This window comes from Salmonella sp. NW38 (genome assembly GCF_051807745.1).
GTDB lineage: Bacteria > Pseudomonadota > Gammaproteobacteria > Enterobacterales > Enterobacteriaceae > Salmonella > Salmonella enterica.
In genome coordinates, this window is the sequence record NZ_JAMMTO010000002.1 from 499,437 (window position 1) to 512,518 (window position 13,082).

A 13,082-nucleotide genomic window follows, 5' to 3' on the forward strand; every position below is an offset into this window, starting at 1 on the left:
GGAAGGTTTTATGCTGAGTATTCTCTGGAATCTGGCTGCATTCATCATCGCACTGGGCGTGCTGATCACTGTGCATGAATTTGGTCATTTCTGGGTTGCCCGGCGCTGCGGTGTGCGAGTTGAGCGCTTTTCCATCGGCTTTGGCAAAGCGCTCTGGCGTCGTACCGATCGGTACGGCACCGAGTATGTCATCGCCCTGATCCCGCTGGGCGGCTACGTCAAAATGCTGGATGAACGCGCCGAACCGGTAGCGCCGGAATTGCGTCGTCACGCCTTCAACAACAAAACGGTGGGCCAGCGCGCTGCAATTATTGCCGCAGGTCCGGTTGCGAACTTCATTTTTGCTATCTTTGCTTACTGGCTGGTCTTTATCATCGGCGTCCCTGGCGTTCGTCCGGTCATTGGCGAAATAACGCCCAACTCGATTGCTGCGCAGGCGCAAATTGCGCCTGGTACGGAACTTAAAGCCGTTGATGGTATCGAAACCCCTGATTGGGATGCCGTGCGTTTACAACTGGTGTCCAAAATTGGCGATCAGCAGACGACGGTGAGCGTCGCGCCGTTTGGCAGCGACCAGCGGCAGGACAAAACGCTTGATTTACGTCACTGGGCATTTGAGCCTGATAAGCAAGATCCTGTATCTTCTTTAGGGATTCGGCCCCGCGGGCCACAGATTGAACCGGTACTGTCAGAAGTGCAGGCGAATTCCGCAGCCAGTAAAGCGAGTTTGCAAGCGGGCGACAGGATCGTTAAAGTCGATGGTCAGCCGTTAACGCAGTGGATGAAATTCGTGACGTTTGTACGCGATAATCCCGGTAAGCCGTTAGCGTTAGAGATTGAAAGGCAGGGGAGCGCCTTGTCGTTGACGTTAACGCCGGATACGAAATCGGTTAACGGAAAGGCGGAAGGGTTTGCAGGCGTGGTGCCTAAAATTATTCCTCTGCCGGAAGAGTACAAGACTATACGCCAGTATGGGCCTTTTAGCGCCATCCTCGAAGCCACGGATAAGACGTGGCAGTTGATGAAGCTGACGGTCAGTATGCTGGGTAAATTGATAACCGGTGATGTGAAACTGAACAACCTCAGTGGGCCGATTTCTATCGCTCAGGGGGCTGGGATGTCAGCGGAGTTCGGGGTGATTTATTACCTGATGTTCCTTGCGCTAATCAGCGTGAACTTAGGGATAATTAACCTGTTTCCGCTGCCCGTTCTTGACGGGGGTCATCTGCTGTTCCTGGCGATTGAAAAGCTTAAGGGCGGGCCGGTATCCGAGCGGGTTCAAGACTTTAGTTATCGCATTGGCTCGATTTTGCTGGTGTTGTTAATGGGGCTTGCACTTTTCAATGATTTCTCTCGGTTGTAAGAGAGTTAGTTAGGAAGAACGCATAATAACGATGGCGATGAAAAAGTTGCTCATAGCGTCGCTGCTGTTCAGCAGCGCCACCGTATACGGTGCTGAAGGGTTCGTAGTGAAGGACATTCATTTCGAAGGCCTGCAGCGAGTCGCCGTTGGTGCGGCTCTCCTCAGTATGCCGGTGCGCACAGGCGACACGGTTAATGATGAAGATATCAGTAACACCATTCGCGCTCTGTTCGCCACCGGCAACTTTGAGGACGTCCGCGTCCTGCGCGATGGTAATACCCTTCTGGTTCAGGTAAAAGAACGTCCGACCATTGCCAGCATCACTTTCTCCGGGAACAAGTCGGTGAAAGATGACATGCTCAAGCAAAACCTCGAAGCGTCTGGCGTACGTGTTGGCGAGTCTCTGGATCGCACCACGCTGTCTGATATCGAAAAAGGTCTGGAAGACTTTTACTATAGCGTAGGTAAATACAGCGCCAGCGTTAAGGCGGTCGTCACGCCGCTGCCGCGCAACCGTGTTGATCTTAAACTGGTGTTCCAGGAGGGCGTATCGGCGAAGATCCAACAGATCAACATCGTCGGTAACCATGCCTTTAGCACCGAAGAACTCATTTCTCATTTCCAGTTGCGTGACGAAGTGCCGTGGTGGAACGTCGTCGGCGATCGTAAATACCAGAAACAGAAGCTGGCGGGCGACCTTGAAACCTTGCGCAGCTACTATCTGGATCGCGGCTACGCGCGTTTCAATATTGACTCCACGCAAGTGAGTCTGACGCCGGATAAGAAAGGGATCTACATCACCGTCAATATCACCGAAGGCGATCAGTACAAGCTTTCCGGGGTTCAGGTGAGCGGTAACCTGGCCGGACATTCCGCTGAAATTGAGAAACTGACGAAAATTGAACCGGGCGAGCTCTATAACGGCACCAAAGTGACCAAAATGGAAGATGACATCAAAAAGCTTCTGGGTCGCTATGGTTACGCCTATCCGCGCGTGCAGTCACAGCCTGAAATTAACGATGCTGACAAAACCGTAAAACTGCGCGTAAACGTCGATGCGGGCAACCGTTTCTACGTGCGTAAGATCCGCTTTGAAGGCAACGATACCTCAAAAGATTCCGTTCTGCGCCGTGAAATGCGCCAGATGGAAGGGGCGTGGCTGGGCAGCGACCTGGTTGACCAGGGGAAAGAGCGTTTGAACCGTCTCGGCTTCTTTGAAACCGTCGACACCGACACGCAGCGCGTTCCGGGTAGCCCGGATCAGGTTGATGTGGTGTACAAGGTGAAAGAGCGCAACACCGGTAGCTTCAACTTCGGTATCGGTTACGGTACAGAAAGCGGCGTGAGCTTCCAGGCCGGCGTTCAGCAGGACAACTGGTTAGGTACCGGTTATTCCGTGGGGATTAACGGCACCAAAAACGACTACCAGACCTACAGCGAACTGTCCGTTACTAACCCATACTTTACCGTTGATGGCGTGAGCCTCGGTGGTCGTATCTTCTATAACGACTTCCAGGCGGACGATGCAGACCTGTCCGACTATACCAACAAGAGTTACGGTACGGACGTGACGCTTGGCTTCCCCATCAACGAGTACAACACGTTGCGTGCTGGTCTGGGTTATGTCCATAACAAACTGTCCAACATGCAGCCGCAGATCGCGATGGATCGTTATCTTGAGTCGATGGGACAATCTGCTGATACCAGCAGTTTTGCCGCTGATGACTTCACCTTTAACTACGGCTGGACCTATAACAAGCTTGACCGTGGTTATTTCCCGACGGACGGCTCGCGAGTCAACCTGACGGGTAAGGTGACGATTCCAGGTTCCGACAACGAATACTACAAAGTGTCGCTGGATACCGCGACCTATGTGCCTATTGATAACGATCACAAGTGGGTGGTTCTGGGGCGTACTCGTTGGGGTTATGGCGATGGTTTAGGCGGCAAGGAAATGCCGTTCTATGAGAACTTCTATGCCGGTGGTTCCAGTACCGTGCGTGGTTTCCAGTCGAATACTATCGGCCCGAAAGCGGTCTATAAAAATGGCGCCCACACTAGTGGGGACGATAATGATGATTACGAAGACTGTACTCAGGAATCAGGCTGTAAATCAGATGATGCGGTAGGTGGTAATGCCATGGCTGTCGCCAGCCTGGAATTTATTACCCCGACGCCGTTCATCAGCGACAAGTATGCCAACTCGGTTCGTACCTCCTTCTTCTGGGATATGGGTACCGTTTGGGATACGAACTGGGATCCGTCATCTGCGCCGTCAGATGTACCGGATTACAGCGATCCAGGCAACATCCGTATGTCCGCGGGTATCGCATTACAATGGATGTCCCCATTGGGGCCGTTGGTCTTCTCCTACGCCCAGCCGTTTAAAAAGTACGATGGAGACAAAGCCGAGCAGTTCCAGTTTAACATTGGTAAAACCTGGTAATTGTTCACTGCAAAGGAATGCATTGGTAGTGTAGCGATGACTTTTGGCGATGCCCCCAGGGATCGCCAGGCCACGCAAAGAGCTGTACCTTCGGGTGCAAATGGGATGGTAAGGAGTTTATTGTGAAAAAGTGGTTATTAGCTGCAGGTCTTGGTTTGGCGATGGTAACGTCCGCACAGGCTGCTGACAAAATTGCAATCGTCAACATGGGTAATCTGTTCCAACAGGTTGCGCAGAAGACGGGTGTATCCAATACACTGGAAAACGAATTTAAAGGCCGTGCGGCTGAACTGCAAAAAATGGAAACTGATCTGCAATCTAAAATGCAGCGTCTGCAATCCATGAAAGCAGGTAGCGATCGTACTAAGCTGGAAAAAGACGTGATGTCTCAGCGCCAGACTTTCGCGCAAAAAGCGCAGGCTTTTGAGAAAGATCGCGCTCGTCGTTCCAACGAAGAACGCAACAAACTGGTGACTCGTATCCAGACTGCAGTGAAAAAAGTGGCTAACGACCAGAGTATCGATCTGGTGGTAGACGCAAACACCGTTGCTTACAACAGCAGCGATGTGAAAGACATCACTGCTGACGTACTGAAACAGGTTAAATAAGTAATGCCTTCAATTCGACTGGCTGACTTAGCAGAACAGTTGGATGCAGAATTACACGGTGATGGCGATATCGTCATCACCGGCGTTGCGTCCATGCAATCTGCAACAACAGGCCACATTACGTTTATGGTAAATCCTAAGTACCGTGAACACTTAGGTTTATGCCAGGCTTCTGCGGTTGTCATGACGCAGGACGATCTTCCTTTTGCTAAGAGCGCGGCGCTGGTAGTTAAAAATCCCTACCTGACCTACGCGCGCATGGCGCAAATTTTAGATACTACGCCGCAGCCCGCGCAGAATATCGCGCCAAGCGCCGTGATTGATGCGACGGCAACGCTGGGTAGCAATGTTTCAGTCGGCGCGAATGCGGTGATTGAATCTGGCGTACAACTGGGCGATAACGTGGTTATCGGCGCAGGCTGTTTCGTCGGAAAAAATAGCAAAATCGGGGCGGGTTCACGCTTGTGGGCGAACGTAACGATTTACCACGACATTCAGATCGGTGAGAATTGCCTGATCCAGTCCAGTACGGTGATCGGCGCGGACGGTTTTGGCTACGCTAACGATCGTGGCAACTGGGTGAAGATCCCACAACTGGGCCGGGTCATTATTGGCGATCGTGTCGAGATCGGCGCTTGTACCACCATTGACCGTGGCGCGTTGGATGATACTGTTATTGGCAATGGCGTGATTATTGATAATCAGTGCCAGATTGCACATAACGTCGTGATTGGCGACAATACGGCAGTTGCCGGTGGCGTCATTATGGCGGGTAGCCTGAAGATTGGCCGTTACTGCATGATTGGCGGCGCCAGCGTGATCAATGGGCATATGGAAATATGCGACAAAGTCACGGTAACTGGCATGGGTATGGTGATGCGTCCCATCACGGAACCGGGCGTCTACTCCTCAGGCATTCCGCTGCAACCCAACAAAGTATGGCGTAAAACTGCTGCACTGGTGATGAACATTGATGATATGAGCAAGCGTCTCAAAGCGATTGAGCGCAAGGTTAATCAACAAGACTAACGTTCCGCCTTGTAGTTGCCATTCTTTTCCGGCCTGTCACATTCATACGATTGCGGCAGGCCGTGTTATTATTGCCTTTTTGTATATTTGGACAGGAAGAGTATTTTGACTACTAACACTCATACTCTGCAGATTGAAGAGATTTTAGAGCTTCTGCCGCACCGTTTTCCGTTTTTACTGGTCGATCGCGTGCTGGACTTTGAAGAAGGTCGTTTTCTGCGTGCGGTGAAAAATGTCTCCGTCAACGAGCCGTTTTTCCAGGGGCATTTCCCGGGCAAACCGATTTTGCCAGGCGTGCTGATTCTGGAAGCGATGGCGCAGGCAACCGGTATTCTGGCGTTTAAAAGCGTTGGTAAACTGGAACCTGGCGAACTGTATTATTTCGCGGGTATTGATGAAGCGCGCTTTAAGCGTCCGGTTGTGCCAGGCGATCAGATGATCATGGAAGTCACTTTCGAGAAAACGCGCCGTGGCCTGACCCGCTTTAAAGGGGTTGCGCTGGTCGACGGTAAAGTCGTGTGCGAAGCAACCATGATGTGTGCTCGTAGCCGGGAGGCCTGATTCGTGATTGATAAATCCGCCTTTATTCATCCTACCGCCATTGTGGAGGACGGCGCTGTAATTGGCGCTAATGCCCACATTGGTCCCTTTTGTATTGTTGGGCCGCAGGTCGAAATTGGTGAGGGAACCGTACTGAAGTCTCATGTGGTCGTGAATGGTCAAACCAAAATCGGCCGCGACAACGAGATTTATCAGTTTGCCTCCATCGGTGAAGTGAACCAGGATCTGAAATATGCGGGTGAGCCGACCCGTGTGGAAATTGGCGATCGTAACCGCATCCGCGAAAGCGTCACCATTCATCGTGGTACAGTGCAGGGCGGTGGGTTGACGAAGGTGGGTAGCGATAACCTGCTGATGATCAATGCGCATGTCGCACATGATTGTACGGTAGGTAATCGCTGTATCCTCGCCAACAACGCCACGCTGGCGGGGCACGTATCAGTCGATGATTTTGCGATCATCGGCGGTATGACGGCAGTTCATCAATTCTGCATTATCGGTGCGCATGTGATGGTCGGCGGCTGCTCCGGCGTGGCGCAGGATGTCCCTCCGTATGTGATTGCGCAGGGTAACCATGCGACGCCGTTCGGGGTAAATATCGAAGGGCTGAAGCGTCGCGGCTTTAGCCGTGAAGGGCTGGTGGCGATTCGTAATGCCTACAAACTGTTGTACCGCAGTGGTAAAACGCTCGACGAAGCGAAGCTGGAAATCGCTGAACTTGCTGAAAAGCATCCGGAAGTGAAGGCGTTTACCGAGTTCTTTGAGCGTTCAACGCGCGGTCCGATTCGTTAATGGTGGCACAGCGTCCTTTAACGATTGCCCTGGTCGCCGGTGAAACGTCCGGCGATATTCTTGGCGCAGGCTTAATTCGTGCGCTGAAAGCGCGCGTACCCAACGCCCGCTTTGTGGGCGTTGCGGGGCCGCGTATGCAGGCCGAAGGGTGTGAAGCCTGGTACGAAATGGAAGAGCTGGCGGTCATGGGCATTGTTGAAGTGCTCGGTCGTTTACGCCGTTTGTTGCATATCCGCGCCGATCTGACCCGTCGTTTTACCGAACTCAAGCCCGATGTCTTTGTCGGGATTGATGCCCCTGATTTCAACATTACCCTCGAAGGTAATCTGAAAAAACAAGGGATTAAGACCATTCATTATGTCAGCCCGTCTGTTTGGGCCTGGCGACAGAAACGCGTTTTCAAAATAGGCAGATCCACCCATATGGTGCTGGCTTTTCTGCCTTTCGAAAAAGCGTTTTACGATAAATTTAACGTCCCGTGCCGCTTTATCGGTCACACCATGGCGGATGCAATGCCGCTGGACCCGGATAAAAATGCGGCGCGCGACGTGCTGGGTATCCCGCATGACGCCCATTGTCTGGCGCTACTGCCAGGCAGCCGTGGCGCGGAAGTGGAAATGCTCAGCGCCGACTTCCTGAAAACCGCACAATTGCTGCGACAGCGCTATCCCGATCTGGAAGTGGTCGTGCCGCTGGTGAACGCGAAACGCCGCGAGCAGTTTGAAAAAATTAAAGCGGAGGTTGCGCCGGATCTCGCCGTTCATTTGCTGGACGGCATGGCGCGCGAGGCGATGATCGCCAGCGACGCGGCTCTGCTGGCCTCGGGTACGGCGGCACTGGAGTGTATGCTGGCAAAATGCCCGATGGTAGTGGGGTATCGTATGAAGCCCTTCACTTTCTGGCTGGCGAAACGTCTGGTAAAAACGGAGTATGTGTCTTTGCCTAACCTGCTGGCGGGAAGAGAATTAGTCAAAGAGCTGTTGCAGGAAGAGTGCGAACCGCAAAAACTCGCCGAAGCGCTGTTGCCGCTACTGGCGAACGGTAAAACCAGCCATGCGATGCACGACACCTTCCGTGAATTGCATCAGCAGATCCGCTGTAATGCCGATGAGCAGGCGGCAGATGCCGTCCTGGAGTTAGCACAATGATCGAATTTGTTTATCCACACACCCATTTAGTGGCGGGTGTGGATGAAGTGGGCCGTGGCCCGCTGGTGGGCGCCGTAGTGACCGCCGCCGTGATCCTCGATCCGGCTCGTCCGATCGTCGGTCTGAATGATTCCAAAAAATTGTCTGAAAAGCGTCGTCTGTCATTGTATGACGAGATTAAAGAAAAGGCGTTAAGCTGGAGTCTGGGACGCGCGGAAGCGCATGAAATTGATGAGCTGAATATTTTGCATGCCACCATGCTCGCCATGCAGCGCGCTGTCGCTGGTCTGCATATTGCGCCAGAATATGTGCTGATCGACGGCAATCGCTGTCCGGCGCTGCCTGTGCCGTCAATGGCCGTGGTGAAAGGCGACAGCCGCGTGGCGGAGATTAGTGCGGCGTCTATTCTGGCGAAAGTCACCCGCGACGCAGAAATGGCGGCGCTGGATATCGTTTTTCCTCAGTATGGCTTTGCGCAGCACAAAGGCTATCCAACCGCTTTTCATCTGGAAAAGTTGGCACAGTATGGCGCGACGGCGCACCACCGACGCAGTTTTGCGCCTGTTAAACGCGCTCTGGGACTTGTGTCCTGATTCTTGTATCGAGAAATCTGAAGATGTCTGAACCACGTTTCGTTCACCTGCGGGTGCACAGCGACTACTCTATGATCGATGGGCTGGCGAAGACCGGGCCGCTGGTGAAAAAGGCGGCCTCATTAGGTATGCCTGCGCTGGCGATCACCGATTTTACCAACCTCTGCGGTCTGGTGAAGTTCTACGGAGCGGGTCATGGCGCGGGCATTAAACCCATCGTCGGGGCGGACTTTAACGTTCACAACGAACTGCTGGGAGATGAGCTGACTCATCTGACGGTACTGGCGGCGAATAATACGGGATACCAGAACTTGACGTTGCTGATCTCGAAAGCGTATCAGCGCGGCTACGGCGCGGCAGGCCCGATTATTGAGCGCGACTGGCTGGTAGAGCTTAAAGAAGGTTTGATCCTGCTTTCCGGCGGGCGCATGGGCGACGTAGGCCGCTGTCTGCTACGCGGCAACCAGGCGCTGGTGGAGGAGTGCGTTGCTTTCTATGAAGCGCATTTTCCCGATCGCTACTTCCTGGAACTGATCCGTACCGGCAGACAGGATGAAGAGACCTATCTCCATGCTGCGGTTGAACTGGCTGAGGCACGTGGTTTGCCGGTTGTCGCGACAAACGATGTCCGTTTTCTTGAAAGCGATGATTTTGACGCCCATGAAATTCGTGTCGCGATCCACGACGGTTTCACGCTTGACGATCCTAAGCGTCCGCGCAATTACTCGCCGCAGCAATATATGCGCAGCATCGATGAGATGTGCGAACTGTTCGCCGATATTCCGGAGGCGCTGGAAAATACGGTGGAGATTGCCAAACGCTGCAACGTAACGGTGCGTCTGGGTGAATATTTCCTGCCGCAGTTCCCGACCGGCGATATGACCACCGAAGATTATCTGGTCAAAAAATCGAAAGAGGGGCTGGAAGAGCGTCTGGCTTTCCTGTTTCCGGACGAAGAAGAGCGCAAAAAGCGTCGCCCGGAATATGACGAGCGTCTGGATATTGAACTACAGGTTATCAACCAGATGGGGTTCCCTGGCTACTTCCTCATCGTGATGGAGTTTATCCAGTGGTCAAAAGATAACGGCGTGCCGGTAGGGCCGGGACGTGGCTCCGGGGCCGGTTCGCTGGTGGCCTACGCGCTGAAAATTACCGACCTTGATCCGCTGGAATTTGACCTGTTGTTCGAACGTTTCCTGAACCCGGAACGTGTCTCGATGCCTGACTTCGACGTTGACTTCTGTATGGAGAAACGCGACCAGGTGATTGAGCACGTCGCAGACATGTACGGGCGTGATGCGGTATCGCAAATTATCACCTTCGGTACGATGGCGGCGAAAGCCGTTATCCGCGATGTGGGACGCGTGCTGGGGCATCCGTACGGTTTTGTCGATCGTATCTCGAAGCTGGTGCCGCCCGATCCGGGCATGACGCTGGCAAAAGCCTTTGAAGCGGAACCGCAACTGCCGGAAATTTACGAGGCGGATGAAGAGGTCAGAGCGCTGATCGATATGGCGCGTAAGCTTGAAGGCGTCACGCGTAACGCCGGTAAACACGCTGGCGGCGTGGTCATCGCGCCGACCAAAATTACCGACTTTGCGCCGCTGTACTGCGATGAAGAGGGCAAGCATCCGGTTACCCAGTTTGATAAAAGCGACGTGGAATATGCCGGGCTGGTGAAGTTCGACTTCCTCGGTTTGCGTACGCTGACCATCATCAACTGGGCGCTGGAGATGATCAACAAGCGGCGCGAGAAAAACGGCGAGCCGCCGCTGGATATCGCCGCCATTCCGCTGGACGATAAAAAAAGCTTCGACATGCTGCAGCGCTCGGAAACCACGGCGGTCTTCCAGCTTGAATCGCGCGGCATGAAAGATCTGATCAAACGTCTGCAGCCGGACTGCTTTGAAGATATGATCGCGCTTGTGGCCCTGTTCCGTCCCGGCCCGTTGCAGTCAGGGATGGTAGATAACTTTATCGACCGTAAGCACGGTCGTGAAGAACTCTCTTACCCGGACGTTCAGTGGCAGCATGAAAGCCTGAAGCCGGTACTGGAGCCGACTTACGGCATCATTCTGTATCAGGAACAGGTGATGCAGATTGCCCAGGTACTTTCCGGGTATACTCTCGGCGGCGCGGATATGCTGCGTCGTGCGATGGGTAAGAAAAAGCCGGAAGAGATGGCCAAACAGCGTTCCGTTTTTGAAGAGGGCGCGAAAAAGAACGGTATCGACGGCGAACTGGCGATGAAAATCTTTGACCTGGTGGAGAAATTCGCCGGTTACGGGTTTAACAAATCGCACTCCGCCGCTTATGCGCTGGTTTCTTATCAGACGCTATGGCTAAAGGCGCACTATCCGGCTGAATTTATGGCGGCGGTGATGACTGCCGATATGGACAACACCGAGAAGGTCGTCGGCCTGGTGGACGAGTGCTGGCGGATGGGACTGAAAATTCTGCCGCCGGATATTAACTCCGGATTGTACCATTTCCACGTTAACGATGAGGGCGAGATCGTCTACGGCATCGGCGCGATCAAAGGCGTCGGCGAAGGGCCGATCGAAGCGATCATCGACGCGCGTAATCAGGGCGGCTATTTCCGCGAACTGTTTGATCTGTGCGCGCGGACCGACACGAAAAAGCTCAACCGCCGGGTGCTGGAAAAGCTGATCATGTCCGGGGCGTTCGACCGCCTGGGGCCGCACCGCGCCGCGCTGATGAACTCATTGGGCGATGCGCTGAAAGCCGCCGACCAGCACGCCAAAGCGGAAGCTATCGGTCAGGCGGATATGTTCGGCGTACTGGCGGAAGAGCCGGAGCAAATCGAGCAATCCTATGCCAGCTGCCAGCCGTGGCCGGAGCAGGTGGTGTTAGATGGGGAACGTGAAACGTTGGGGCTGTACCTGACGGGCCACCCCATCAATCAGTATTTAAAAGAAATTGAGCGCTATGTCGGCGGGGTAAGGCTCAAAGACATGCATCCGACAGAACGTGGTAAAGTCACCACGGCTGCGGGGCTCGTGATTGCCGCAAGGGTTATGGTCACCAAGCGCGGCAATCGTATCGGCATCTGTACGCTGGATGACCGTTCCGGGCGTCTGGAAGTGATGTTATTTACCGACGCGCTGGATAAATACCAGCAGTTGCTGGAAAAAGACCGCATACTTATCGTCAGCGGACAGGTCAGCTTTGATGACTTCAGCGGGGGGCTTAAAATGACCGCCCGCGAAGTGATGGATATTGACGAAGCTCGCGAAAAATACGCTCGCGGGCTTGCTATCTCGCTGACGGACAGGCAAATTGATGACCAGCTTTTAAACCGACTCCGTCAGTCTCTGGAACCCCACCGCTCGGGGACCATTCCAGTACATCTCTACTATCAGAGGGCGGATGCGCGTGCGCGGCTGCGTTTTGGCGCAACGTGGCGTGTCTCTCCGAGCGATCGTTTACTTAACGATCTGCGTGGCCTCATTGGTTCGGAGCAGGTGGAACTGGAGTTTGACTAATACAGGAATACTATGAGTCTGAATTTCCTTGATTTTGAACAGCCGATAGCAGAGCTGGAAGCGAAAATCGATTCTCTGACTGCGGTAAGCCGCCAGGATGAGAAACTGGATATTAATATCGATGAAGAAGTCCATCGCCTGCGCGAAAAAAGCGTAGAACTGACGCGCAAAATCTTCGCCGATCTCGGCGCATGGCAGGTAGCCCAACTGGCGCGCCATCCGCAACGTCCGTACACCCTGGATTATGTCCGTCTGGCGTTTGATGAGTTTGATGAGCTGGCGGGCGATCGCGCCTATGCGGATGACAAAGCCATCGTCGGCGGTATCGCGCGTCTGGAAGGGCGACCGGTGATGATCATTGGTCATCAGAAGGGTCGTGAAACCAAAGAAAAAATTCGTCGTAACTTTGGCATGCCAGCGCCGGAAGGCTACCGCAAAGCGCTGCGCCTGATGGAAATGGCTGAACGCTTCAACATGCCGATTATCACCTTCATCGACACCCCGGGCGCTTACCCAGGCGTGGGCGCGGAAGAGCGTGGTCAGTCTGAAGCTATCGCCCGCAACCTGCGTGAGATGTCTCGTCTGAACGTACCGGTCATCTGCACCGTGATTGGCGAAGGCGGCTCCGGCGGCGCATTGGCGATTGGCGTGGGTGATAAAGTGAATATGCTGCAATACAGCACCTATTCCGTTATCTCCCCGGAAGGTTGCGCCTCTATTTTGTGGAAGAGCGCCGACAAAGCGCCATTGGCTGCTGAAGCGATGGGCATCATCGCGCCGCGTCTGAAAGAGCTGAAGCTAATCGATTCCATCATTCCGGAGCCGCTGGGCGGCGCGCACCGTAATCCAGAAGCGATGGCGGCGTCGCTAAAAGCGCAGCTGCTGGAAGATTTAGCCGATCTCGATGTGTTAAGCACCGATGATTTAAAAAACCGTCGTTACCAGCGTTTGATGAGCTACGGTTACGCTTAATCATTTACCTCATTTTCCCAGGAGGCCGGATAATCCGGCCTCTTTTTTTTGGACGAGGAAAAAT

At 53.7% G+C, this 13,082-nt stretch carries 10 protein-coding genes; all 10 read left to right on the forward strand.

The window, feature by feature from the left end; genetic code table 11:
- The first annotated feature begins 10 nt into the window (after positions 1–10).
- The 10 genes from rseP (at position 11) to accA (ending at position 13,018) form a co-directional block, all read left to right on the forward strand.
- Positions 11–1,363: a sigma E protease regulator RseP gene (gene rseP, locus NA624_RS06110; protein WP_000949020.1), complete on the forward strand. Its 1,353-nt coding sequence runs from the start codon at positions 11–13 to the stop codon at positions 1,361–1,363.
- A gap of 31 nt (positions 1,364–1,394) precedes the next feature.
- Entirely contained in the window at positions 1,395–3,809 is a 2,415-nt protein-coding gene (gene bamA / locus NA624_RS06115; RefSeq protein ID WP_001240928.1) for an outer membrane protein assembly factor BamA, read from the forward strand.
- Positions 3,810–3,931: 122 nt separating this feature from the next.
- Positions 3,932–4,417, forward strand: coding sequence for a molecular chaperone Skp (gene skp / locus NA624_RS06120; RefSeq protein ID WP_000758966.1), 486 nt, complete (start codon positions 3,932–3,934; stop codon positions 4,415–4,417).
- Between the two features lie 3 nt (positions 4,418–4,420).
- Positions 4,421–5,446 carry a UDP-3-O-(3-hydroxymyristoyl)glucosamine N-acyltransferase gene (gene lpxD, locus NA624_RS06125; RefSeq protein ID WP_001139265.1) on the forward strand — a complete coding sequence of 342 codons (1,026 nt, stop codon included), beginning with the start codon at positions 4,421–4,423 and terminating at the stop codon, positions 5,444–5,446.
- A gap of 105 nt (positions 5,447–5,551) precedes the next feature.
- Positions 5,552–6,007 (forward strand): 3-hydroxyacyl-ACP dehydratase FabZ, encoded by a 456-nt coding sequence (gene fabZ, locus NA624_RS06130; protein ID WP_000210741.1) that lies wholly within the window; start codon positions 5,552–5,554, stop codon positions 6,005–6,007.
- A 3-nt stretch (positions 6,008–6,010) separates the two neighbouring features.
- Positions 6,011–6,799, forward strand: a complete 789-nt coding sequence (lpxA, locus tag NA624_RS06135; RefSeq protein WP_000565950.1) for an acyl-ACP--UDP-N-acetylglucosamine O-acyltransferase — start codon at positions 6,011–6,013, stop codon at positions 6,797–6,799.
- Complete coding sequence (gene lpxB, locus NA624_RS06140) at positions 6,799–7,947, forward strand: lipid-A-disaccharide synthase (protein ID WP_000226531.1); 1,149 nt, start codon at positions 6,799–6,801, stop codon at positions 7,945–7,947. Before lpxA ends, lpxB begins: the two co-directional genes overlap by 1 nt.
- Positions 7,944–8,540, forward strand: a complete 597-nt coding sequence (gene rnhB, locus NA624_RS06145) for a ribonuclease HII (RefSeq protein WP_000569411.1) — start codon at positions 7,944–7,946, stop codon at positions 8,538–8,540. The genes lpxB and rnhB overlap by 4 nt, the downstream gene beginning before the upstream one ends.
- A gap of 23 nt (positions 8,541–8,563) precedes the next feature.
- A complete protein-coding gene (gene dnaE, locus NA624_RS06150; protein ID WP_001294832.1) occupies positions 8,564–12,046 on the forward strand; it encodes a DNA polymerase III subunit alpha in 3,483 nt (1,160 codons plus the stop codon).
- A gap of 12 nt (positions 12,047–12,058) precedes the next feature.
- Complete coding sequence (gene accA, locus NA624_RS06155; RefSeq protein ID WP_000055753.1) at positions 12,059–13,018, forward strand: acetyl-CoA carboxylase carboxyl transferase subunit alpha; 960 nt, start codon at positions 12,059–12,061, stop codon at positions 13,016–13,018.
- Positions 13,019–13,082 lie beyond the last annotated feature (64 nt).